This is a genomic window from Chryseobacterium sp. HNCC26DJ241 (genome assembly GCF_057180505.1).
The window spans coordinates 72,697-96,548 of sequence record NZ_JBXUGL010000004.1; the positions used below are offsets into that span (position 1 = coordinate 72,697).

Sequence of the window (23,852 nt, forward strand, 5' to 3'; positions counted from 1 at the left end):
TTAAAATAAATTATAAAAATCTCTTTTCGTAAAAATGCCAAGACATTATACCGATACCTATCACCATTATCATACATATTATACCCATTACAAAAGGATTATAATTGGCAAAAAGTCCTAAAGCTGTAAAGGTTCTTATCAATGGAAAATGAAATATATAGATACCATAGGTGAAATCTCCGTATTTTCCGAAATTGTTCAGAAATTTAAAAGAATATGCAATGTATAAAACTATAATACTCAGCATAAAAGGAGAAAATAATTTTATACCTATATATAAATCAATCCAAACTGTAATAAGAGCAATAATGATGAGGACGTTTTTATATTTTATGAATGTATCAAAATTAAAATAAACAAGCATCCCTCCTATAAAATAACAAAGCGATCCCGGAATTTGCCTTGAAATAGCAGGCTTTTGTATACTATCAAAATAATTAAGATATACCAATGATAAAAAATACAATATTATCAAGCTGACATTTCGGTATTTATTGTTTTTACCAAATAACAAGAAAATAATAGGTACCACTATATAAAAACTCAATTCAATCTTAATGGTCCACAATGCCCCATTTACCGCACTATTATTAAAAACACAAGGAAGAGACGAAGCTTTGAAATTTAAAAACAATGAATTCCACAGCAAATATTTGTATAAACGGATATCGCTGAAATAATATTTAAAAGGCAAACAGCTGACAAAACTCAACAATATTGCGCAAAGAACTACCACAAGCATATAGCCGGGAACAATTCTATTGAATCTCTTTTTAAAATAATGAAATAAGCCTTTCGTTCTTTCATAGCTTCTCGCAATCAAAAATCCACTTACTATAAAAAATGAAAAAACGGCAATTTCAACGGGACTGTGCATTAGAAAGGCAAGTTCTTTGGAAGCACTTAGTGCACCTAAATGTCCCATAAAAACAATAAAAGCCAATAAAACACGTATAAAATCAAAATTATTTTTTGCTATATCCTGCATGCAAAATTTTTTGCAAAAATAGCTATTTTGCAGTATTGAGCATAACCGTTACTATTTTTATTTTTTTAGAATGAAATGCAACTACTTAAGAACTTCCGAAAAGAGTATCCGTTGGAAGATGCTTTTAAAAAATTAAACTTATATTTCTTCCAAAATCTTTATTTTTGTGAACCTTAAAAAGTTATTCATTACTAATTATTAATTCAATAAGAATGTTTTACAATCATCAGCAGATAGAAGAAAAGTGGCAAAAATACTGGGAAGAAAATAAAACGTACAAAACTTCCGATAGCACAGATAAACCAAAATTTTATGTTTTGGATATGTTTCCGTATCCATCAGGAGCAGGTCTTCATGTAGGACATCCGCTTGGTTATATTGCATCGGATATTTATGCAAGATATAAGAGACATCAAGGTTTCAATGTTCTTCATCCAATTGGTTATGATAGTTTTGGACTTCCTGCTGAGCAATACGCCATACAAACAGGACAACATCCTGCTATTACTACTGAGCAAAATATTACAAGATACGAAGAACAATTAAGAAAAATTGGTTTTTCCTTTGATTGGAACAGAGAAGTAAGAACTTCCGATTCTTCTTATTATAAATGGACACAATGGATTTTCATCGAATTATTTCATTCTTGGTATAATAAAAATACAGACAAAGCAGAACCTATCGAAACCTTAATCAAACATTTTGAAGAAAAAGGAACAGAAGGATTAAATGCCAATCAAAATGAAGATCTGAATTTCACTGCAGAAGAATGGAACAACGCTTCAGAAATTGAAAAACAGGATATTTTATTAAATTATAGATTAGCCTACAGAGCCGAAACCACCGTAAACTGGTGTCCGGCTCTCGGAACGGTTTTAGCAAACGACGAAGTAAAAGATGGAAAATCGGAAAGAGGAGGCTTCCCTGTTTACCAAAAGAAAATGATGCAGTGGAGCATGAGAATTTCTGCATATTCAGAAAGATTGTTGCAAGGTTTACAAAAATTAGACTGGCCACAACCTTTGAAAGATTCTCAGGAATATTGGATCGGAAAATCTCAGGGAGCAGCAGTTAAATTTTTAGTTGATGGTTGTCAGTTGTCAGTTGATGGTGGAAAATCCGACAACCAACAACCAACAACCAACAACTATATAGAAGTTTTCACCACTCGTCCTGACACTATTTTTGGAGCAACATTTATGGTTTTGGCTCCGGAAAATCCTTTGGTGGAAAAATTGACAACGCCGGAACAAAAATCTGAAGTCGAAAATTACATCGAAGAAACTTCCAAAAAAACAGAACGCGATCGAATGGCAGACGTGAAAAATGTTTCCGGAGCGTTCACAGGAAGTTATGCGGTAAATCCTTTCACTGGGAAAAATATCCCAATTTATATTTCCGATTATGTTTTGATGGGTTACGGAACAGGTGCAGTTATGGCAGTTCCTGCACACGATGAACGTGATCATCGTTTTGCGAAAAAATTCGGTTTGGAAATTATCAATGTTATTGAAAACGATAAAGATATTCAGGAAGAATCGTATGATTCCAAAGATTCGGTTTGTGTAAATTCAGGATTTTTGAACGGACTGAATTACAACGATGCCAAAACCAGAATTATTTCAGAAATTGAAAAATTAGGAATCGGACACGGAACCACCAATTACAGACAGCGTGATGCGATTTTTTCTCGTCAAAGATATTGGGGAGAGCCAGTTCCGGTATATTATAAAGAAGAAATGCCTTACACTTTGCCTGTTTCTGCATTGCCTTTGGAATTGCCAGAAGTAGAGAAATATTTGCCAACTGAAGACGGAGATCCACCATTAGGAAATGCGAAAAATTTTGCTTGGGACGAAGAAAAGTTGATGGTTGTTAGTTGTCAGTTGATAGACAATAAAACAGTTTTTCCAATTGAACTTTCTACAATGCCGGGTTGGGCGGGAAGTTCTTGGTATTTTTTACGATATATGGATCCGAAAAATGATGGGGAATTTTGTGCAAAAGATTTGTCAGATTATTGGGGACAAGTAGATTTATACATTGGTGGAAGCGAACACGCAACCGGACATTTATTGTACTCCCGTTTCTGGAATATGTTTTTGAAAGACAGAGGTTACATTAACCAAGATGAACCTTTCCAAAAATTGATAAATCAAGGGATGATTTTGGGAATGAGTGCTTTGATATTCAGAATTGACGGGACTAACAAAATTGTTTCTAAAAATTTAGCCAAAGATTATGAAACTCAAAGAATTCCTGTTGATATTTCTATGATTAAAGGAAATGATGAGTTGGATATAGAAGCGTTGAGAAATTGGCGTCCTGAATTTAAAGATGCTGAATTTATTCTTGAAAATGAAAAATATATTGTTGAAAGAGAAGTTGACAAGATGTCAAAAAGAACGCACAACGTGGTAAATCCAGACGATATTTGCGAAGAATACGGAGCAGATTGTTTGCGTTTGTACGAAATGTTTTTGGGTCCATTAGAGCAATCAAAACCGTGGAATACGCAAGGTTTAAGCGGTGTTTACGGATTTTTGAAGAAATTTTATAATCTATATTTTGATGGAGATACATTCTCAGTTTCTGATGAAGAGCCCACCAAAGCGGAATATAAAGCATTGCATACTTTAATTAAAAAAGTAGTTTATGATATTGAACACTTTTCTTTCAATACTTCCGTTTCTTCATTTATGATCGCCGTGAATGAATTGCAAAAACTGAAATGCAACAAAAGAGCAATCTTGGAACCTCTTGCAGTGATCATTTCACCTTATGCTCCGCACATCTGTGAAGAGCTTTGGAGAGAGCTTGGACACGACTCCTCCATCGAATTTGTGAAATTTCCTGTACTTAATGAGACTTATCTTGTAGAAGACGAAATTGAGTATCCCGTAAGTTTCAACGGAAAAATGAGGTTCAAACTTGCATTGCCGGCAAACATGGAAGTGAAAGAAATAGAAGAAGTTGCATTGAAAGATACAAGAGTTATACAACACTTGGATGGGAATGATCCGAAAAAAATAATTATCGTTCCTAAAAAGATCATCAATATCGTTATTTAAATATTTTTGAAATAAAATCACTTTATTAATTTCTTAAAAATAAAAGAGTATTTTTTTGATTATATAATATTTTGACAATAAATGGAAAGTTGTTTCAATTTTTTTTCAAAAATTTAAATAAAATGCAATGGATTTGTTTTTATTTGTAGGGATTTTTTGTTTAAGAATTGTTTAAACACTTGCATTATAAAAATATTTAACTTTAATTTACAATCGAAAATTTTTAACAATTATAATTTAGTTTAATATGGAAATGAATGTTTCAAGCAACGAAGAGTTAGTAGTTGAAAAAAAGAAAGCAGGCGGTCTTAATCCTGCAGTTATTATCCCTATCTTGTTAGCAATTGGGGTTTGTCTTTATTTATTTGTACTGGGAAGTCCTGGTAATTTTAAGGATGCAGAAAAACTAGGTGGTGGTTCTGTCGCTTTTTCAGATGTGGAAGGAAAGGACATTCATCCTGAATCTTTCTTGGGTATTATTTACAAAGGAGGTATAATTGTACCTGTGCTTATCACTTTTATGATGACGGTAATTGTGTTCTCAATTGAAAGATTTATTATTTTGGGAAGAGCAGCAGGAAAAGGAAACTTGGATAATTTTGTTGTAAAAATCAGAAGTTTGCTGAATCAAAATAAAATTGATGAAGCTTTGGAAGAGTGCGACAGACAACAAGGATCTGTTGGAAATGTTGTAAGAGAAGGTCTTACTACATACAAAGCTCTTGCACATGATACAACTTTGGATAAAGAGCAAAAAATGGCAGCTTTAAACAAAGCTATCGAAGAAGCTACTACTTTAGAAATGCCAATGCTTGAAAAAAATATGATGATTCTTTCCACTTTAGGTACTGTTGCAACTCTTGTTGCTCTACTTGGAACGGTAATCGGGATGATCAAGGCGTTCTTCGCACTAGGTTCCGGAGGTGGTACTCCAGATGCAGCTGCACTTTCTACAGGTATTTCTGAAGCCTTGATTAATACAGCTTTAGGAATTGGTACTTCAGCTATTGCGATCATTCTTTATAACTATTTTACTTCTAAAATTGACGGATTGACATATAAGATTGACGAGATCGCAATGTCTATTCAACAATCTTTCGCTGAATTCTACTAAGAATTTTTTTCGGCAAAATATTTGATAAGAATTTAATCAGAAGTTAAAATAATATTGTATAAAAAATGGCGAGAGTAAAACCAAAAAGACATGGTGTAGTAACAGATATGACTGCAATGTGCGATGTTGCATTCTTGTTACTTACATTCTTTATTTTGACAACGCAGTTTAAAAAACCTGACGTTGAGCAGATAAAGCCGCCATCATCTATTTCAGAAAAATTATTGCCTGACGCAAGTTTAATGACCATTAATGTAACACCACAAGGTAAATTTTATTTTCAGCCTGTTGAGAATGCTTCCGAAAGAGAAGATCTTCTTAAAAGAATGGCAGGTAAATACAAGTTAAGCCTTACTTCTAAAGAAGTTGATGCGTTCAAAAAAGTTCAGGCAATCGGAGTTCCAATGTCACAGCTGAAAAGCTATTTGAATCTTCCGGATGATGAGCAGAAAAATTATAAAAGTCCAACAGGAATTCCTATGGACAGTACAAGAAAGGAATTAATTGACTGGGTAAAACAAAGTTTAGCAGTAAATCCGAATTATAAACTTGCTATAAAAGGAGATGTTAATACGAAATATCCAAAAGTTAAAGACTTATTTGAAGGTTTAAGAGATATTGATTTTCTTAAATTCTGGCTGATAACATCACAAGAAGGTAACCCTAACCCATAAAATCCTCAAGAAATGGCAGAAGTACAAGTACAGGAAAAAGGCGAGAAAGGCGGGAAGGTCCGCTCGAAAAAGCAGAGTACAAGAGTAGATATGACACCAATGGTGGATTTAGGTTTCCTATTGATTACTTTCTTTATGTTTACCACCACTTTTAGTAAACCGAATGTAATGGATTTGGGACTTCCGGCAAAACCAAAAGAAGATCAGCCAAAACCACCTCCAACAGAAATTGATTTATCCAACTCAATTTCGTTGATTATAGGAAAAGACAATAAAATTTTCTGGCACCAGCAAGATCAGTTGGGTCTTAATGATCAAACATTAAATCAAACCACATTTGATCGTGAAGGTATCAGAAAAGTAGTAGAGCAAGCAAAAGCAAGAGCTAAAGATAAAGACAAATTTACTGTAATTATCAAGCCTACAGATGATGCTGTATATAAGAATTTTGTAGACATTCTGGATGAGATGGCTATTACCAAAAATGAACGATACGGGGTAACCGAAATCAAGCCTTGGGAAAAAGCTGTTTATGAGAAAAAAGTAGGAACAAGTTCTCCTGCTCCAGCTGCTACAAACTAACAAATATTTCTAAAACTTAATAGAATGGCAAATGATTTACAATACAAGGACAATCTTACTTTAGATGAAATTGTATTTGAGCACAGAAATAAGGAATATGGAGCGTATGATTTAAGAACTTCATATCCAAGACTTCTAACGAAATCTTTTATCATTGGTACAATAGTTTTCCTTGTTGCTGCATTATCTCCATTTATCTATGCTACAATCAAAAGATTGACTGCACCTGATAAAACAGAAGTAAAAGCAGACTTGGTAAACATTTTGGATGAAGATAAAGTTATCGAAGAACCAAAAGAGGAAGAACCACCTCCACCTCCACCAAAAGAGGAAGAACCACCAAAACAAGAAATTATTCAGAACGTAGTTCCGGAACCAGTGAAAGCTCCAAAAATTGAGACTCCACCTCCACCAATTACACAACAATTGGAAACTACAACAGGTTTGGTGAATCAGGAAGGTGTGAAAACTCCAAACTATACTCCACCTCCACCTCCACCTTCTACAGGTACAAAAACTTCTACTGCGGAAGTTAAACCTCAGGTAGATGAAAACAAGGTATATGCAGAAGTGGAACAGCTTGCAGAATTTCCAGGAGGAATCAATGCATTTAGAAGTAAGGTTGGAAGTAGCTTTGATACTTCTGTAATGAATGGTGATGAAGGAACTGTAAAAGCTGATGTTACATTCGTAGTAGAAAGAGATGGTAGCATCACTGATGTTAAAGCAACAGGTTCAAATTCAGATTTTAACTCAGAAGCTGTGAGAACAGTAAAGTCTATTAAAAACAAATGGGCTCCTGCTAAAATTAATGGTCAGCCTGTACGTTATCGTTTCAGATTACCACTTACAATGAACTTTGAATAAGATATTCAAATTAATTGATATAAAGAGAGACAATGTCTCTCTTTTTTTTTATTTTTGTTGCTATGATGTTCAATTGGTTATCTTTAGTTACCGGATTTTTTTATATCGTTTTAGGAATCGTGGTGATTATCTACAAATTCTTTATCATTTATCTTGAACCCAATATTGCCTATCCATTGGGTGCATTATTGATTTTATATGGAATTTTCAGAATAGTCAGAGCGTTTTATAAAATAAAGCAACAAAAAAATGAAGAATAATTTTTTCTTAATTATGCTATTATTTTTCTTGTTTACAAGCTGTAAAAAAGAAAAGAAAAATAATGCTTCTTATTTTAAGGGAGAAATGACAATACTCACAGATGATTCCTTTAAAAGTGTATCGGAAGCTCTGGCTGATGGTTATATGATTAATTACCCGGAAACAAAAATAAAGGTACAAACCAAAAAAGAAGATTTAGCTTTTTTAGATTTGTTGAATGACAAGGCAAGGATAATTGTAATGTCCAGAAATCTTTCGAAAGAAGAAATAGAAGAATATCAGAAACAGACAGAGCTCAAATATCTTCCTGCAAAATTTGCAGCAGATGCAGTAGTATTTATTGTACCCAAAAATTCATCCAAATCTAGTATTTCTGTCGAAGAGATTAAACAAGGACTTCTGTCGGATTCTAAAGACTTTATCTTTGATGGTACTAATTCTAGTAACTTGAATTTCGTTGCTCAGAAACTTAATAAAAAACCTTCAGATTTAAAATTTTCCATTATCAATGGAAATGAAAACCTAATTGAAGAGCTTAATAAATATCCGAATAAAATTGGAGTTATCGGTTTAAATACCTTTAGCAGACCTTATGATAAAAAATCGGAACAACTTCGCGAAATGATTAAAATTCTGCCTGTTGAAGAAAAAGGGAAATCATACAATATCAATCCTGAAACATTAAGCAAAATGACCTATCCTTTTACCCGGATTCTTTATTTCCTCGTTAATGAAAATGGATTTAATATGGCTAATGGTTTCATTCGTTTTTCTTGCACACAAATAGGGCAAAAAATTGTGGAAAAAGAAGGGTTACAACCCTACAACATTTATAAACGGGAAGTACAAATGCATTAATTTTATCAAAAAAATTATATTACACCAAATGATTTTATTATTTTGGTCTGAAAATTGTTTTTTTAATACAAAACTGTTAAAAAATTTACTAACATAATAAACAAAAGATAAGATGAATTTAAAAAAGAAGATTGTATTAGGTGTTGCTGTAGCATTTTTTTCAAATTTTGCTTTTGGGCAAACTTTGCAGGAAGGAATTGCTAATACAGATAGTCACAAATATGCAAAGGCAAAACAAGTATACACAGATATGGTGGCAAAATCACCTACCGCTGAAAATTACTTTTATTTAGGGAATATTTATCTTACTCAGTTTGAGCCTAATTTTGATTTAGCAACAGAAAATTTCAATAAAGGTTTAGCTATTGATAAAAAAAGTTACTTAAATAAAATAGGTTTAGCCACTGTAAAATTAGGAAAAGGAGATAAATCCGGTATCGCAGACATTCAGGCAATCGTTGCAGAATCTAAAGGAAAAAATTCTGAAGTAATGTATAGAGCTGGTGAAGCATTGACATTGTTTGAAAATGCAAGCAATCCGGATCTTGCTGTAGAATATATTAACAAAGCTATTGAGAAAGCTCCAAGTACGGGAGTTCCTGCATATTACTATTACACACTTGGTGATGCTTATCGTTTGAAAATTACCAATAATCCACAAGTTGCTGGTTCTGCAATGACAGCTTATGATAATGCATTATCCGTAGCAAGAAATAAGGCTTCTGTATATACAAGAATGGCAACTCTTTGGATGGCTGCTCAACAATGGAAACAAGCAAAAGAAAATATTGATAAAGCAATTGCAGCAGATGCTACTTATGCACCGGCTTATAAAGCGAAGGCAGGTTTTGACATCAAATATCAGCAAAATGCTTTAGCTACTCAGGATTTATTAAACTATGCAAAATATGCTGATGAAGATCCATACACTCAACTGGAGATTTCTAAACTTTTCTTTACAAATGAGGACTATGCTAATTCAAAAGCCACTTTGGATAAAATTTTTGATAAAGTAGATGATCCAATAAAATATAAACTACGCGCCTATATTTTATACGCAGATGGAGATTATGCAGGAGCAAAACAAAACATAGACAATTTTACATCTAAAGTAGACAAATCTAGGGTACTTCCTGCTGACCAAGGTTTGATGGGGCTTATTGCTGCAGGTTTAGCTAAAAATGAAACTGACACTGCTAAAAAATCTGCATTGATGGCAGAATCTCAACAGAAAATTACTCTTGCAAAAAATGCTAAAGATAATACCATGAAATGGGATGAAGAATTAGCTAAAATTGCCGGAGGTGGCGGTGCATCACAAGCTGCTGCAGATGCAGGACCAACTACACCAGAAATAGAAGCATTGAAGAAAAAAGTGGCAGAAAATCCACAAGATACAGATTCATTGTTCAGACTTGCAACCGGATATCAGGATGTAAAAAACTGGAACGGAGCTATTCTTGCTTGGCAAAAGATGATTAATCTTCTTCCTGACTGGTCTCCTGCATATTACAGTCAAGGATATGCTTATCAGCAAGCAGAGAACCATGAAATGGCTAAAATGTCTTATGAAAAATTTATTTCTAAAGTAAAGCCTGCGGAAGTGGAAGCAAATAAAGAATCTCTTTCTTATGCATATTTTGCCATTGCTTATCTTGAAAAAGACAAAGATGTTACAAAAGCAAAACAATATGTAGCCAAATCAGTAGAACTAAATCCTTCTTATCAGGATGCTGTAAAACTTAATGCAGAATTAAATAAATAATTATTTTTATAATATAATCAGAATCCGGTCAATTTTTGGCCGGATTTTTTTATAAATTTGAATTTTAAATAGAAATGAAGATAGATATATTAGCAATTGGTGCACATCCTGATGATGTAGAATTAGGCTGTGGCGGAACTATCGCAAAAATGGTTTCAGAAGGAAAGAAAGTGGCTGTGATAGATCTTACTCAAGGAGAGCTTGGAACCAGAGGTTCAGAAGAAATTAGACGAGAAGAAGCAAAAAAATCGGCAGAAATTTTAGGACTTGCTTCCAGAGAAAACCTCGGAATGAAGGATGGTTTTCTCCAAAATTCTGAAGAATACCAAATAAGAATCATAAAAATGATTCGGAAATACCAGCCGGAAATTGTTTTAGCAAATGCTATCGATGATCGTCATCCGGATCATGCAAAGGCAGCAAAGCTGGTTTCCGACGCATGTTTTCTATCTGGTTTAAGAAAAATTGAAACAGAACTAAACAATCAAACTCAAGAAGTTTGGAGACCAAAACAAATCTTCCATTATATCCAATGGAAAAATATCGTTCCTGATTTTGTCATTGATATATCTGGTTTTTTGGATAAAAAAATAAATTCTTGTTTGGCTTACAAAACCCAATTTTATAATCCTGAATCGGATGAACCTCTTACTCCTATCTCCACTAAAGACTTTTTAGAAAGTCTTACATACAGAGCGCAAGATTTAGGAAGACTTTCCGGAGTTGCTTATGCAGAAGGGTTTACAACAGAAAAACTACTTGCTTTTAAAAATTTTGATGGAATTATTTTATAATTTCCCGAAAAACGTTATATTTGCACCCACAAAACGGTGGTTGTAGCTCAGTTGGTTAGAGCGTCAGATTGTGGTCCTGAAGGTCGCCGGTTCGATCCCGGTCATCCACCCATCATAGGTCATCCCGCTTTTTTAAGCGGGATTTCGCTTTAAATAAACCTTGTATATATTTAATTTTCAAACATTTACAAAAACTAAAAATTCAGGAAAAAGCGGTTCGATATTGCTGATTTTTTTAGTGCTTTTTTTACGTTCCATATCGAACCGCAAGGGGTAAAATCGTATGAAAGTTCCCTAATAAAAATGAAAAATCCCTTTATTGGAAAGGGATTGAGAAGAAGTGGTTCGATCCCCACTATAGGTTGTGATATTTTTAACGATTATTTTACTTACAAATTGTTAATATAGAGTAGTCTAATCAATAGGCTTTATTAATTTGTCTTCAATGTAAATCAAATTAAAATCTACTTCTTTTGTTGCCGTTTTAAAAGCCTCATCAGAGTTTTCAAAGGAAGCAAAAATTAAAATTTGAGACTCTGTATGTTTTGAAATTGTTTTTAAGAAACTGTGAAAATTCTCAATCGCTGCATCTTGTTGTTTGGGTTCGTCCATCATAATAAGTCTAGGATGATTTCCATCAAACTTAATTGAAGTCTCAAGTAAACTAAATGTGTAAGCCCAAATACATCTAATGAAGTCGCTTCCTGATGAATCAAACCTTATGCTGTAATCTTTTGTTTCTTCTCCAAAAGGCTTACTTATAACAGGTAAATAATTCTCTCTTGAAATTTTAATAAATTCACTTTGCTGACTTGTGTAATTGAATTTTTTTAGAAGGGCTTTAAATTTCAACTCCAAAAACTGTAATTTTTCAAGATCATTAATTGAAAAAAAATTGGTTGGTAAATTACTTTCATCACTAATAATTTTTTCCCATTGTTTTGAGAGTTCTTTTAATTGGTTAACCAGTTCGTTGAAATCCTCGAGGAATTTATTATAAAATTCTATTCTTTTTTTAAGATTTAACCTATTTTCAATTTCAATAATTGAAGGGAGTCTTTCATCCGAAACCAGTTCTTTTTTTATTAGCCTCACATTGGCTCTTGCTTCAGATAATTTTGTTTTAAAAAAGTCTATTCTTTTTTCTTTTTCATTTATAGTTTTTTCTTGACCTTCAATATATACACTAATCATTTTAATTTGAGCGTCAATAAAATCAATATTATCTTCTAGACGCATTGGAACTTGCTCAACCTCTAAAGGCAATAGAGAGTCATTAATTTCTTGGTTGCATGTTGGGCATATTTCAGTGGAAGTTTTTAAATTGAAATCAGCACCTAAATTTTTTACCTTTAAAGCTCCCTTGTTTTTTCTCAAATCACTTTTTAATAATGATAATTGCGATCTATAACTGCTTAATCGGTCTATATCAAAACTTAATTCCGTTGATAGTAATTCATAATTTATAGATAGCTTATTGATGAAATTATTCAATTTTTCAAGCTGGTTTTCATCATTTGAAATATTTTGACCAACTGAAAATACGGATTTAGTTTGTAAATTATTTAATTCATCAACCTGTAAATCAATATAATTAGAAATTGTGTATTCTTCTTCATCTTTAGTTAGTAAAATGTTCAATCCGCTGTAATCATTAATAATAACAGGTTTTTGTTCAATACCACTAATTCTTCCACCTCCTTTTTCTGCCAGTCTAATAAATTGATTATTTAAAGTTGACCACTTATCTTCAATTATTCTTTTGTTAAATGCTATTTGTTGCTTTTTTTTCTTGTTCTCAGTGACATCAAGTTTCAATAGAAACTCAATTGCTCTAGCTTCTTTATTGCTTAAGCTAAAATGTGGCATTGTAGCAAAGAAATCTGACCAACCTGATTTTTGCTCTATCATGAATGATGAAGCAACTTGTTGAATGTACAATTTTTTTGAATCTCCAGAGTTTGTTAAAACATTGGGCAAATTCCAATTTAAAAAATTTTCTAAAAATAGATGGAAACCATATATTTCATCAGTAGCTCCTCCTTTATCATGAATGTACATCGGCTTGGATTCAGGAATAATATCTTCAGAATCGTCAATTAATTTTCCAAAATAAACATCTACTAATTGAGGCTTTCTGTCTGAATTACTAATTACACTTCTTTTAACCGTTACAATCTCATTTTCGCTATTTTCAATTTCCAAATAAACAAAGGACTGTATAACCTTATGAAAGGAATCTTTTGGATATTCAACTTGGTCTCTAAAAACAGATTGCATTGTTTTCTCATTCCTGCCACCTATAATTTCTTCAAATCCTAGGCAATAGGTAATCGCCTGAAAAAGGCTACTTTTGCCACTAGTATTGTCGGCTCTAATAATATTGAGTCCATTACTGAATTCATATTTTGATCCATACAATCCTGAGCTTGTATTTACTTCAAATTTTATTTTATTAATTTTTAACATTGAATAATGACCATTTATTTGAAATAGATTCTATTCTATTGTCTGTTATTTTTCGTTTGCCTACAAAATTTAAAAATATAAACTCTTCTTTAAAAACGTCAGCATTAACAATCAATTTGAAAAATTCTTCTCCTTTTTTTGTTAATAAATATTTCCCGTGTTCTATGATGCAAATACCTTCAGCTACACAAAATAGAAGAGCCCTATTGAGTGCTGGTTCAATTCCCCAAACCGCAATATCTGGCTCATAGTTGTTTTTTATAAGTTCTAGAACTTTATCTTTATTTTCATCATCTTTTAAAGCCCAACTTAACAAATGTAACTTTAATAAACTGCATTTATTACCTATACAAGTAATGGAGAGAATCATTACTATTTGAGCTATTTTATACATTGGTCTATAATCAACAGGAATTGAAATAGGTTTTTTAGAAAATGTTAAATCTTTTATTCCAAATTTTTTCATCCTACTCAAAATTTATTGGACATCGCAAAATCCAATCTGCAAGTACCTGATTTGTTAGATTCATAATCATCTCTTGTTCTAATTTAGGAAAAGCTGCATTTAATTTTTCTTCTACCAAACTTTTAAAACTAAAGTATAAGTCATTTTTATCTTGTGTAGGAAACATACATTTTTCAATAACTTCATTTTCAATCAAACTTACAATAGACAAAAACTTTTCATATTCAGTGGGATATTCATTTTGCCAAATCCTCAATAATATATTTCCTCCCAAGAAAGAAGCTATTGTTATTTCTGTCAATCTATCAACTTTCTTATCAACATCAGTTGTCTTACTATCGAACCTTAACGAATGCTTTCTCTGAGCATTTTCAACCAATGAAATCTGCTTGCCTTTCCACTTCAATTTATCTGTTTCTGTCACTGGTTGATTTGGAGATAAGTTTATTTTTTGACTAGTAGCATCTAAAGCGAGTGCTAAATGTGGATGTAGGAAATTAATGTCTTCAAAAATTACTTCAAAATTATCATTGTCAACAATTGATAAGCCCCAAGACTTAACTTCATCACGTTTAGAAGTGCAATGAGCGACAATATCATTCTTCCCATAAATTGGAGTGACGAAGTACCATTTATTGATCTTTGTATCTCCTAAAAATTTCTTTAACTGACTTTCATAGGTTTTGAGCTTATTTAAGTCAGCAGTAATCTTATCTCGATGTTTTATATATAACTCAGCACTTGAATATAATTCGTCGGGACAATAGCATTGAAATACTTTTCCAGTTCTTGTAAAACCTTCAATGCCATAATCTCCTGGAGTAGCTTTTACTTCCTGATATCCTTCTTCTCTAAAATTTTGTTTAAAACAAATTTGACTTATAGATTCCCATTTATCTCCATCAAATGTTCCAAATTCAGTCTTTACCATTAAAACGAATTAAACGTTAAATTTAATAAATTTTTACTTCTAAAAAATAAAAAGTAATATTCAAAATGGGATTTCATTAAAAATAGGTTAAAATTTTAATGAAATCCCATTTTATAACCATTGAAATTTTTGAATGCAGTTTGAATATTTCCAGAAGTGGGGATTTTATTACAGAAATTCTCAATCGAAGCTGTTCAGCGCTGCTTTTGACTAACCGTTACTTTTTTATATTTTCTATTATTTTTAATGCTTCTAATGTCGTTTCCTCTCTAATGTCAATAAATTTAAATAGTCCTGAGTCCGAGATTCTAATTAGGTTTTCATAACTGGAAATTGTTAGAACTGACTTTTCTAATGAATTATCTCCCGCTTGAACTTTATTATTTGATATTTTTGATTTTCTAAAAATATATCCGAAAAAATCTGGAAGTGCTAGTAAACTTATTTTTGATTTCTCACAGAAAGTCATTTGTTTAAGTACAAAATCTTTACTTGGAAAATTAAACATCTCTGTATCATCTTTTCCATAAACATTCCTGTCAAAATACATAGATGTTTCTTTTTCTAATAGTTTTGAATCGAAATCTCTTAAGTATGTATTTAATGTTGTGACATAATAAAAAAGTGCCTGAAATTCGACTTTGTTAAAATCTAAAATATCATTATTGAATTTATTTAGAATTTTTGTTACGTCAAATAGTCGTGGCTGTAAATATTTATAACAGAAACAATAGAGTTTGTTTTCAATAATTAAGTCTGTAAAATCTCTAATTAGAGGCTCTCTAGGCTTCTTTTCTCGAAACACTGTTGTTGCGTGAAAAATTTTTGTTTGTAATCTGTGCTTTAAATATAGTTTATTCAGTTCGTTATTTATTTTAAGAACTTGTTCTTTTCGACAGGCTACTCCAAAATAATAAATTTCATCTTCTATATCTCCATTGTTTTTATAAAACTTAGTTTCGTCACAAAAAATTATGGTATTAACTCCTTTTAGTACATTTTCCATTTTTTACAGTTGTTATAAATATCAGCTAACTAAATGTTTTATAGTTGATTTTATCGGTAGTTTTTATTCTTTGATGTTTAATAATTTAACCAAATAAGAAAATGTAAAATTATACATCTCATCTTGCGAAAGTGAATTCAGTTTTTCTTGGCTTTGATTTGCAACAGATAGAATATATTTTTGTTTTTGGTAAGAAGGAGCTTTGGCTCCAAATAATCTTATCCAAATTTGATCAAAGTAATTTTCTAAACTAAATATTGTCTGCTTAACTTTTTCGTTTGTGATTAAGTTGTTAAGAAATGCTTTTCGGTCATTATTTTGAAAAACATTGAAAATAAATTCTTCTTCGTTGATATTAATAAAGTTATTGTAGTCATCATCATTTAAACCATAAAATTCCACATATTTAATATTTTCTTTTCTATCATAACATTGAACAATAAAATCATTCATGAAAATAATAAATGGATTTTTGTCACTTGTGTATCCAACATAATTCTCTGTATAATTCTCTTGTCCGCCAGTTGTTTGCAAATAAGTAATAGAAAGTGGTATTGAATAATCTTCAATATTTTCAAATAGTATTTTACGAAGTTTATCAATAAGATCTTTAGGTAACTCAAATACTTCTTCACAAATTGCACTCCTAAAGATTTGAAGATAGAAAAAATTTCTACAAATTAAATTCTCTTTGATTGAAATGGAATTTAAACCTGTTAAGTTATTTTGTCTGAATTTTGGCAATACTTTTTCTATAAATTCAGTCTCAATATCTGTAAACTTTTTCTCACAATAATTACAAAATATATAATCAACGGAAAAGGGAATTTGTTTTGCATTTTCTATTTCTTCGTCAGTTGGCTTCCTTCCAATGGCATTTTCGATTGTTTGCTCATCTAATCGTTGGAAATTTAATTCAATAAATGGATTTTTACTATTAATTGCAAAATATAATCCTTTTTCTCTATTGTTTGAACCTTCAAGATTTAAGCAACTCCTTATAATTGCATCAGTTAAATAATGAGTGTTTTTCTTATCTGCTTCATTAGTTTGACAAAATTTACAAATGCTCATTTTTGATTGTATTTAGTTAAAGTTATAGGTAACGATGTTGACGGTAGTTTTTTACAGTCTTACAACATAGCCGACTATACTCCACTGTTGATAAATTATATTTCCATAAAAATCTCTAACTGGTTGAGGATTATAGATATTGCCATCGTTTCCAACTGAATATCCCCAATTGTATGCTGGAATATAATATGTCCAAGAAGAATTGGCTACATAAGGGGGAGTACTGTATCCAATATGATACCAGCTGCCATTTATTGAATTGACTGCAATTATTCTTCCGTAATTGGTTACTAAATAACTAAATCCAGAAAAGTCGTTAGGAAAAACACATTGGGCAACATAAGTCTCAGGATTTTGATTAAAATTAGTATTTTGGTCAATAGCACTTGAACTCCTGTCAAAACTTTTCGATACCAAAGCATTACGATTATTAAAGTTATTTCCTGTAACACGCGATGCTTTAGAATCAGCCTCATTTTCAATTCCATTATAATTTTTCAAATAATTAAATGCAAATGTTTCTATACCCCAATTTGAATATTGTTCTACGTGCATTATTTCATGAGTCCACCAAAAAGCATTTTGTGCAAAAGAACCAGGGTTTGTGTTAAAAACAATTATATCATCCACTGTAACGGCATAGGCATCATTTCCAAACAATTTCTGACCTTGTCCTATGAAATTTGGAAGCGTAATTTGAATATTACCAATACAATATCTTGCTTTATTTAAAATTTGGTCGCTAAAATGACCTCTCAAAGAATTTTTCACATCCTCTGGTAATGGCATTGACTGATTATAATGCCTTGCTCTTGCTGCTCTTATTGCTGCGGCTAAAGGTATTGCAGAAATTTGTAAAGGATTTTGTCCTTGAAGAATTCCGTTAGCACTATTTACACCTGATTGTGCTAATTGGTTATAGTATCTATTTGAAAAAGCACCTACATCAAAAATGAAAGCACCTGTATTTCCACCACTATTCTGTGCAAATTTCTCTGCTTCTTGCATAAAGTATGCTTGTGGAGTAGATAAAATATTATAACCTTGTACTGTTGTATTTCCTGTTTGTTGTATAGCTTGTTGTAAAGGTTTATAAATGTCTGATGCGTTCCCTTGACCAACAATCACTTTTCCTGTATTTACTACTATCTCTGTTGGAGCTGTTAATGTTTTAATCGTAGTATTTGCTACACCTGAAACAAAATTCCCAATATCCTTTAAAAATTGTGCATTGGTTTGGAAAAAAAAAGCAAATAAAAATGCAAAGAGTAGAAGCTTGTTTTTCATTTTTTAGAGTTTTATGGTTTAATAGTATATTTAGGTAGTTAAGCTTAATATATTTTTAGTATAGGGCTTGGCGAAAATTGCCACCAACTCTCTAATTTATGCAGTGCATCAATCACCTTCGTATAGATGTGACTAACTAAGTTAAGATAATGCTTATTTTTTATCTAATATTTGTTCTTTAGCACCTAACAGTTATTTAAACTTACAGTTTATATTTAACCAAAATTATTTTTTTTATTATTGCTAGTCAATTACCCTTTTGTGTAATCTTTTTATTTGCTGAAATAACTTTTCACTAAAGTTAACTAAAAAATAAGAAAAATCACACAGGGTTTTCCCTAAAAAATAATAGGTGTTTCCCCTGTAACAAAAAATCCCTTTACAATAAAGGGATTGAGACAATTTAAATATGAAGAAAAAGACTCTAAGGTTTCACTTCACCCTCAAAAACTTAAGTTTCTTCATCTGTGTAAGCACCAGCTTAATAGTTTCGTCCAAATGGGAAGTTTTAAAATACTTGGGTGTGTAGATGAGTTTTTCGTTAAAAATAGACTTTATAATCTGTCTTTTTCCCTCTAGGGTAGCATTCTCATAAAACCCGTTTACATTCTTAAAAATTGAAATTCCCTCTTCGAGATGCTTCTGAAAATCTTTGCCCCTGCTTTTGATCTGCTCCAACTCCATTTTTATTTCGCCCATCTGAACATCTGTTTTACGCTTCATCTCGTTGTATGTTTTCACATCAATCACATCATCGAAAAACTTCTGTTCCACCGATTCCAGTCGGGATTCTAATTTACCGAGTTCCCTTTTTAAAGACTGGATATGCACCTCTTTCGTTTCGCCCTCGTCCTGAAAAACTTCTGTCAGGATTTTCTTGTAAAGCACCTTTATTTGATCCTCTTGTATAGAAAATTCATCCAGCAACTGACTAAACAGCGAGTGAACCTCATTTATCTTATACCGTACCTTGCAAGGCGGATTACAATGATAATACCAATAAGAGTTAACCCCGTTTCGTCCTTTGGATGCACTTCCCGTTAAAACCCTTCCACAATCAGGACAAAGCAGAAATCCACGAAGAGGAAGTTGTTCCACAATATTTTCGGTTGCCCTTCTGGGCTTCGGGCATTTACCAGCCATCACTTTTTGCACTTGCTCGAAAGTATTCGTATCGACAATGGCATCGTGCAAACCTTCCACAATCATTTCGGGTTCTTTTTTCCATTCGGGAATATAGATTTTACCGGTATACATCACATTTTTTAAGAGGTGCGTAAAACCGTTTTTGCTCATCTTTAATCCCTTATTATAATATTTTTTTCGAATATCTTCCGTAGAATAAATTCCCTTAGCATACTCAGCAAACACCTTTTTCACTAAAATGGATTGTTCGGGATGGGGAGTGAGTGTCGATTTTCCTTCATCATTTCTGATTTTTATATATCCGAAAGGAGCAGCACCGCCCATATAGCAACCTTCTTTTAACCCTTTTCTTAATCCTTGTCTTGTTCTGAGACTTATGGAATCGTTCTCAATTTCTGGTAAAGTAAGGCTAATCGCCAATAACATTTTAGCACTGCTTTGTGTTAAATCTAATGGCTGTTCTGTTGAGTTTATTCCAATTTCCCAGTCCTTAAACTGACGAATAACGCTATAGGCTTGCTCTGTATTACGGCTAAATCGATCCCATCTGGTAAACAAAACCGAATCAACAATTTTTTTATTGGCTTTTATATAGGTCATTAATTTTTTCCATTCGGGACGGTTTTCAAAATTTTTAGCAGAATAGTCTTCCTCAAAGTGCCTTAATATATTGTATCCTTTCTGATTACAATAATTTTCTAAAGATTCCTTTTGATGCTTTAAAGAAAAACCTTTGTCTGCCTGCTCGTCCGTACTTACACGGGTGTAAATAATCACGTTCATTTCTTCTTCATTTTTTGTTGATAACATTCATATTCAATCAACGCCCAAACCCGTAGTTTTTGGGCAATCCTTGCCCATTCCATTTCGGAGTATTTTGGCGTATTGTCTTGATTTTTAGGGGTTTTTGGGTTCGATATTGATTTCATGCGAACATAATGGTATTAAGTTGAAAATCAAAGGAAAGAGGGCAGAATCTGGGCTGTAAACCTCTGATTTTATGCGGTTTTTGGTACAACAGAGAAGTTGTGTAATTCCTGCTGAAAATTTGAAATTTTATAGCTGTTTTGGAGAATACAGCAGTGCAGAGGAGTGCGAAAGCAGGAAATTTGAAATTAGTTCTGAATTAGTTTTAGAAAAAAATTAAACCTGTTTGGTAAAGATTGCTTTTGAGGGGTCTAGAATGAAACTTATACTAAATTTTCGTTGATCTAAAACATAATCTTTTTGAAAATGGTGGTAAAGGTTCTGGGCAATAATTTCATTGAAGATTAATTGACGTTCAAAAACCCAATCATTAGGTAATTGTGCCATTTGGATGCTGCAAACCATGCTTTCTTGTATAAAGTTGAATCCGAGTCTGTTAGTTACGTGCTGGAACTCGTGTGCCGCTCTAAAAAAATGGTTTATCTGTGGTTCTCCGAAAATAGTCAAGTTGCTACCACCAGTCCATACGTGAATTTTTCTTTTTGTATTAAAACGATCGATGTGTCGTTGCAAGGTTCCCTTAATATCTTTCGGGTCAAAATCATCCTCGTCCACAAACTCAAAAAACGACTTATGTTGCTCAAACCAAGACACGATCCAGTCATTTAAACGAGGGCTAAAAGGGACAGAAGATTTTAATCTTGAGAAGTTGGAAATTAAATATTCCTTTCTGTGAAAATTCTGTTCCACTGTATCAAGATCTTTTAGGATGTCAATATAACTTTTTTGTGATAAATTTTCCATGATGTTTTTGTTTTATAATTGTAAATTTTTTTAAATAGAGGCAGTACTATTTCAACCGCCTCTGTGAAAGTTGAATGAGATTATAAAGAGTGCCACTCAATAGGTTTATGATAGCCAAAATTCCCAAACAGTTTATTGTAAAAATATTGAGGTGTAATTGTTTTCTGCCTGTCCACCGAATCCGGGATCAGAACCAAGATTTGGGAGACCTTACTCAATGCCGAGTCAGAAAGACCAAACACCTTTTTCAGCTTTTCAGTATCAATTTGTGCTTTACTCTCCGCATCTTTTTTGTCTTTCGGGAGATCGGAATCCCAATTAGACATATTGCTGGACTGTACCATATCACTGATAAAAAGCACTTTTATATTGGAGTACTGCCCATTCAGTTTCTCAAACTCCGCCAAAAGCTCAATGATCTCCGTCTGTGAAGACTTTTGTTGCGGCATTTCATCAAAGAGTTTTTTACACAGCTTATTAATCATTGTCGATTTTTGCTCCTCATTTTCGGATTCTATTGCAGATTCCTCAAGCATTTTGGCACTCGTGCTTTGGTAGCCAGAAGAGGCTTTCTCTGTTACTTGCCATTCGATTTTAAAATTATTGGTGACCGAATTTGAAGTCGAATTAGAATACAGTACCATCAAATCGGAGTTAGAATTCATTTCTTTCTCTAAAAATCGAGATACAAACTTCCGTTCCTGAGCGATTTCTGCCGAAGAAGGATTCATCGACATTGAAAGATCCTGGACGACAACGATGACGGATTTTTCCTGTTGGGAATTGTTTTCCTGCTTTTTGTTGCAGGATAAAAGCAGGAAACAAAATACTGAAACTAAAAAGTTAGTTTTCACTAAGTCGGTTTTAATTCTAATGAATAATGGATTGAATTTTTTCATTGTGATAATTTTAAATATTAAATATTAAGAAGTATGATTTTGATAATTATGAGAAGAGTGGTTTTTACCATTAAGCGGTAAGAAAGTTTCCTCGAATTTTTTTGACTGATGAATGGTTGTATGCGGAGACAGGTTATTGTCCGTCAAGCGATGCAGATACTCCAATTCAAAATACAGTCTTATAATACGTTGGCTTTTAGCACGGAATAATCCCAGTTCTGTTTTAGTGGTATCAAAAAGCTCCTGCAAATGCGTTATGCTATTGGCTGCTATCTCCAGCCTTCTTCTCAGGAAAAGCGATGTACCCAAGATAAATCCGATGGCATTCAGTAAACTGGAACATAAAAGCGTAATCGCCATAGTACAACAAATTGTGATAATCTGTAGAAGTGTAGGTTCGTTATTTGCGATAAATAGTTTGTCTTTTAGACGTTTCAACTGTTGTTCATTATCTTTCATTTCCTGTGCTGAAGCGGTGGAAGCGTCATCTTGCAGAGCTGCATTTTTTGTTGCATTTACATATTCCTTTTTAAGCAAAACATATTTTTGGGTTAATTGCTCGTTGTAGGACATTTCAAGGAATAAGTTCGATACCGAAATACAATACAAAAACGAGAGTATGAATACCGTAAACATCAGTCGGTTAACTGCCATTTTCTTTATTCGGAATAATTGACCGTTTCGTTTAAAGTATTTCAAAACTGGATTGATAAGCAGAATGGAAATAATCTTAGAGAATAACAGGAAAGCCATACCCATCAGCCAAAACTTCCAACTCTCACGATCTACATGAAAAATAAAAGAAACAGCAGTAGCCATAATAATGGTTTCAGGAATTACCGCCAGTAAATTGACTCCATTGATGACATAAACCTCCTTTTTTTCTACAGTAGCCAACACCGAATTTTCTTTTATGGGTGGAATATGAATCGATTGAGAAGTGTTGTGTTCAAGTACAATATCCTCTTCAGGCGTTTCCTCTTCATTGTAAATTTCTCCGAATCGATACCCAAAAGTCATTTGTTTTTCCAAATGATTTGATAATAAAGTAAATTCATCAACAGGTTTGGTAAATTCTATTTTGCGAGCGAAGTTGGCTAGCTTCTCAGCAATTTTTTCAGTTTTCTTTTGAGCAGTTGCCGCATATTTTGGGTTACTTTTTACGTCAAAAGAAGAAGTGGCGTTAGTGTTACTTTCATTACCCACACCAATGTTTACATTCAAATCAAATTCAGGGGCATCAGGATAGTGAAGTGCTTCAAATTCTTTCGGTAAGGAACCCAATTCCTCTAAAGCCTTTTTAGGATTTTCAATACTTAATTCCTTTAATCGTTCGTGTTCTGCGTGTGCTAGATGAATAGCCGTCCCTTTCATCTCTACCATTTTTAAATGATCGGTAGCCTTTAAAGATTCTGATTGTAATTTTTTTAATGCAATATCCGATTGTGTAGCATGAATATCACTTACTAAAAGATCAGAATGATTTTGATGCAGTTGGTGTAACCTCAATTTTTCTTCATCCAGCTCTTTCTGCTCTACAACTGCCATTATTTCATTGCTTTTATCTTCAAGTAAAACAAAGTTTAAATAGCGTTTAAGATCAGTTTTAAAGTTTTTGCATTGAGCCAAGTGTTTGTTTTTAATGACGTTGAGTTCGGAGATAAACCTTGCGATAGAACTATCTTTAAATTCAAAAATTGAAATTTTTTGAGGGATTTTAGTCAAGGCTAACTTTCGTAAATCTTCTGTTTCCGAATTTATTAACCGCTGAAGGAAATCTTTAGATCGGGCCAGTTCGTCTCTTTTTCTGAAGGTAGGAAGAAGCGAGGCTAAGAATTGTTTTAACTTTTGCATGATGTATAATTTTTG

At 32.6% G+C, this 23,852-nt stretch carries 21 protein-coding genes and 1 tRNA gene; 10 read left to right on the forward strand and 12 right to left on the reverse strand.

The window, feature by feature from the left end:
- Positions 1 to 10: 10 nt before the first annotated feature.
- The gene (locus tag AC2A1C_RS04235) at positions 11 to 988 is read right to left on the reverse strand and encodes an acyltransferase family protein (protein ID WP_484023750.1); all 978 of its coding nucleotides are present in this window, start codon (positions 986 to 988) and stop codon (positions 11 to 13) included.
- A 212-nt stretch (positions 989 to 1,200) separates the two neighbouring features.
- Between AC2A1C_RS04235 and leuS the strand changes: the two genes are divergently transcribed.
- The 10 genes from leuS (at position 1,201) to AC2A1C_RS04285 (ending at position 11,084) form a co-directional block, all read left to right on the forward strand.
- Positions 1,201 to 4,059, forward strand: a complete 2,859-nt coding sequence (gene leuS, locus AC2A1C_RS04240) for a leucine--tRNA ligase (protein ID WP_484023752.1) — start codon at positions 1,201 to 1,203, stop codon at positions 4,057 to 4,059.
- A gap of 247 nt (positions 4,060 to 4,306) precedes the next feature.
- Positions 4,307 to 5,173: a MotA/TolQ/ExbB proton channel family protein gene (locus tag AC2A1C_RS04245; RefSeq protein WP_484023754.1), complete on the forward strand. Its 867-nt coding sequence runs from the start codon at positions 4,307 to 4,309 to the stop codon at positions 5,171 to 5,173.
- A gap of 65 nt (positions 5,174 to 5,238) precedes the next feature.
- The gene (locus AC2A1C_RS04250; RefSeq protein ID WP_484023756.1) at positions 5,239 to 5,847 is read left to right on the forward strand and encodes an ExbD/TolR family protein; all 609 of its coding nucleotides are present in this window, start codon (positions 5,239 to 5,241) and stop codon (positions 5,845 to 5,847) included.
- 12 nt (positions 5,848 to 5,859) lie between these two features.
- Positions 5,860 to 6,429 (forward strand): ExbD/TolR family protein, encoded by a 570-nt coding sequence (locus tag AC2A1C_RS04255; RefSeq protein ID WP_484023758.1) that lies wholly within the window; start codon positions 5,860 to 5,862, stop codon positions 6,427 to 6,429.
- Between the two features lie 24 nt (positions 6,430 to 6,453).
- Positions 6,454 to 7,296 (forward strand): energy transducer TonB, encoded by an 843-nt coding sequence (locus AC2A1C_RS04260; protein ID WP_484023760.1) that lies wholly within the window; start codon positions 6,454 to 6,456, stop codon positions 7,294 to 7,296.
- Positions 7,297 to 7,328: 32 nt separating this feature from the next.
- Positions 7,329 to 7,556 (forward strand): C4-dicarboxylate ABC transporter, encoded by a 228-nt coding sequence (locus tag AC2A1C_RS04265; RefSeq protein WP_484023762.1) that lies wholly within the window; start codon positions 7,329 to 7,331, stop codon positions 7,554 to 7,556.
- Positions 7,546 to 8,415, forward strand: coding sequence for a PstS family phosphate ABC transporter substrate-binding protein (locus tag AC2A1C_RS04270; RefSeq protein WP_484023764.1), 870 nt, complete (start codon positions 7,546 to 7,548; stop codon positions 8,413 to 8,415). The genes AC2A1C_RS04265 and AC2A1C_RS04270 overlap by 11 nt, the downstream gene beginning before the upstream one ends.
- A 112-nt stretch (positions 8,416 to 8,527) precedes the next feature.
- On the forward strand, positions 8,528 to 10,180 hold the full coding sequence (locus AC2A1C_RS04275; protein WP_484023766.1) for a tetratricopeptide repeat protein: 1,653 nt from the start codon (positions 8,528 to 8,530) through the stop codon (positions 10,178 to 10,180).
- 74 nt (positions 10,181 to 10,254) lie between these two features.
- Positions 10,255 to 10,974: a bacillithiol biosynthesis deacetylase BshB1 gene (bshB1, locus tag AC2A1C_RS04280; RefSeq protein ID WP_484023768.1), complete on the forward strand. Its 720-nt coding sequence runs from the start codon at positions 10,255 to 10,257 to the stop codon at positions 10,972 to 10,974.
- A gap of 36 nt (positions 10,975 to 11,010) precedes the next feature.
- Positions 11,011 to 11,084, forward strand: a tRNA-His gene (locus AC2A1C_RS04285).
- A 304-nt stretch (positions 11,085 to 11,388) separates the two neighbouring features.
- Here AC2A1C_RS04285 and AC2A1C_RS04290 read toward each other — a convergent pair.
- The 11 genes from AC2A1C_RS04290 to AC2A1C_RS04340 form a co-directional block, all read right to left on the reverse strand.
- On the reverse strand, positions 11,389 to 13,443 hold the full coding sequence (locus AC2A1C_RS04290) for an AAA family ATPase (protein ID WP_484023770.1): 2,055 nt from the start codon (positions 13,441 to 13,443) through the stop codon (positions 11,389 to 11,391).
- Positions 13,430 to 13,909 carry a hypothetical protein gene (locus AC2A1C_RS04295; protein WP_484023772.1) on the reverse strand — a complete coding sequence of 160 codons (480 nt, stop codon included), beginning with the start codon at positions 13,907 to 13,909 and terminating at the stop codon, positions 13,430 to 13,432. Before AC2A1C_RS04295 ends, AC2A1C_RS04290 begins: the two co-directional genes overlap by 14 nt.
- Position 13,910: 1 nt before the next feature.
- Positions 13,911 to 14,840 (reverse strand): hypothetical protein, encoded by a 930-nt coding sequence (locus tag AC2A1C_RS04300; RefSeq protein WP_484023774.1) that lies wholly within the window; start codon positions 14,838 to 14,840, stop codon positions 13,911 to 13,913.
- Between the two features lie 217 nt (positions 14,841 to 15,057).
- Positions 15,058 to 15,846 carry a hypothetical protein gene (locus tag AC2A1C_RS04305; RefSeq protein WP_484023776.1) on the reverse strand — a complete coding sequence of 263 codons (789 nt, stop codon included), beginning with the start codon at positions 15,844 to 15,846 and terminating at the stop codon, positions 15,058 to 15,060.
- Positions 15,847 to 15,909: 63 nt separating this feature from the next.
- The gene (locus AC2A1C_RS04310; RefSeq protein WP_484023778.1) at positions 15,910 to 16,920 is read right to left on the reverse strand and encodes a hypothetical protein; all 1,011 of its coding nucleotides are present in this window, start codon (positions 16,918 to 16,920) and stop codon (positions 15,910 to 15,912) included.
- A 51-nt stretch (positions 16,921 to 16,971) separates the two neighbouring features.
- The gene (locus tag AC2A1C_RS04315) at positions 16,972 to 18,207 is read right to left on the reverse strand and encodes a hypothetical protein (RefSeq protein WP_484023780.1); all 1,236 of its coding nucleotides are present in this window, start codon (positions 18,205 to 18,207) and stop codon (positions 16,972 to 16,974) included.
- Between the two features lie 432 nt (positions 18,208 to 18,639).
- A complete protein-coding gene (locus AC2A1C_RS04320) occupies positions 18,640 to 20,136 on the reverse strand; it encodes a recombinase family protein (RefSeq protein ID WP_484023782.1) in 1,497 nt (498 codons plus the stop codon).
- The gene (locus AC2A1C_RS04325) at positions 20,133 to 20,282 is read right to left on the reverse strand and encodes a hypothetical protein (RefSeq protein WP_484023784.1); all 150 of its coding nucleotides are present in this window, start codon (positions 20,280 to 20,282) and stop codon (positions 20,133 to 20,135) included. Before AC2A1C_RS04325 ends, AC2A1C_RS04320 begins: the two co-directional genes overlap by 4 nt.
- A gap of 214 nt (positions 20,283 to 20,496) precedes the next feature.
- Positions 20,497 to 21,084: a hypothetical protein gene (locus AC2A1C_RS04330; RefSeq protein ID WP_484023786.1), complete on the reverse strand. Its 588-nt coding sequence runs from the start codon at positions 21,082 to 21,084 to the stop codon at positions 20,497 to 20,499.
- Between the two features lie 80 nt (positions 21,085 to 21,164).
- Positions 21,165 to 21,938 carry a hypothetical protein gene (locus AC2A1C_RS04335; protein ID WP_484023788.1) on the reverse strand — a complete coding sequence of 258 codons (774 nt, stop codon included), beginning with the start codon at positions 21,936 to 21,938 and terminating at the stop codon, positions 21,165 to 21,167.
- A 69-nt stretch (positions 21,939 to 22,007) separates the two neighbouring features.
- Positions 22,008 to 23,837, reverse strand: coding sequence for a hypothetical protein (locus AC2A1C_RS04340; protein ID WP_484023790.1), 1,830 nt, complete (start codon positions 23,835 to 23,837; stop codon positions 22,008 to 22,010).
- Positions 23,838 to 23,852 lie beyond the last annotated feature (15 nt).

Excerpts from the sequence above, each read along its gene's own strand:
- AC2A1C_RS04235 (WP_484023750.1), bottom strand. The coding sequence starts at position 988 with ATGCAGGATATAGCAAAAAATAATTTTGATTTTATACGTGTTTTATTG.
- leuS (WP_484023752.1), top strand. The coding sequence starts at position 1,201 with ATGTTTTACAATCATCAGCAGATAGAAGAAAAGTGGCAAAAATACTGG.
- AC2A1C_RS04245 (WP_484023754.1), top strand. The coding sequence starts at position 4,307 with ATGGAAATGAATGTTTCAAGCAACGAAGAGTTAGTAGTTGAAAAAAAG.
- AC2A1C_RS04250 (WP_484023756.1), top strand. The coding sequence starts at position 5,239 with ATGGCGAGAGTAAAACCAAAAAGACATGGTGTAGTAACAGATATGACT.
- AC2A1C_RS04255 (WP_484023758.1), top strand. The coding sequence starts at position 5,860 with ATGGCAGAAGTACAAGTACAGGAAAAAGGCGAGAAAGGCGGGAAGGTC.
- AC2A1C_RS04260 (WP_484023760.1), top strand. The coding sequence starts at position 6,454 with ATGGCAAATGATTTACAATACAAGGACAATCTTACTTTAGATGAAATT.
- AC2A1C_RS04265 (WP_484023762.1), top strand. The coding sequence starts at position 7,329 with ATGTCTCTCTTTTTTTTTATTTTTGTTGCTATGATGTTCAATTGGTTA.
- AC2A1C_RS04270 (WP_484023764.1), top strand. The coding sequence starts at position 7,546 with ATGAAGAATAATTTTTTCTTAATTATGCTATTATTTTTCTTGTTTACA.
- AC2A1C_RS04275 (WP_484023766.1), top strand. The coding sequence starts at position 8,528 with ATGAATTTAAAAAAGAAGATTGTATTAGGTGTTGCTGTAGCATTTTTT.
- bshB1 (WP_484023768.1), top strand. The coding sequence starts at position 10,255 with ATGAAGATAGATATATTAGCAATTGGTGCACATCCTGATGATGTAGAA.
- AC2A1C_RS04290 (WP_484023770.1), bottom strand. The coding sequence starts at position 13,443 with ATGTTAAAAATTAATAAAATAAAATTTGAAGTAAATACAAGCTCAGGA.
- AC2A1C_RS04295 (WP_484023772.1), bottom strand. The coding sequence starts at position 13,909 with ATGAAAAAATTTGGAATAAAAGATTTAACATTTTCTAAAAAACCTATT.
- AC2A1C_RS04300 (WP_484023774.1), bottom strand. The coding sequence starts at position 14,840 with ATGGTAAAGACTGAATTTGGAACATTTGATGGAGATAAATGGGAATCT.
- AC2A1C_RS04305 (WP_484023776.1), bottom strand. The coding sequence starts at position 15,846 with ATGGAAAATGTACTAAAAGGAGTTAATACCATAATTTTTTGTGACGAA.
- AC2A1C_RS04310 (WP_484023778.1), bottom strand. The coding sequence starts at position 16,920 with ATGAGCATTTGTAAATTTTGTCAAACTAATGAAGCAGATAAGAAAAAC.
- AC2A1C_RS04315 (WP_484023780.1), bottom strand. The coding sequence starts at position 18,207 with ATGAAAAACAAGCTTCTACTCTTTGCATTTTTATTTGCTTTTTTTTTC.
- AC2A1C_RS04320 (WP_484023782.1), bottom strand. The coding sequence starts at position 20,136 with ATGAACGTGATTATTTACACCCGTGTAAGTACGGACGAGCAGGCAGAC.
- AC2A1C_RS04325 (WP_484023784.1), bottom strand. The coding sequence starts at position 20,282 with ATGAAATCAATATCGAACCCAAAAACCCCTAAAAATCAAGACAATACG.
- AC2A1C_RS04330 (WP_484023786.1), bottom strand. The coding sequence starts at position 21,084 with ATGGAAAATTTATCACAAAAAAGTTATATTGACATCCTAAAAGATCTT.
- AC2A1C_RS04340 (WP_484023790.1), bottom strand. The coding sequence starts at position 23,837 with ATGCAAAAGTTAAAACAATTCTTAGCCTCGCTTCTTCCTACCTTCAGA.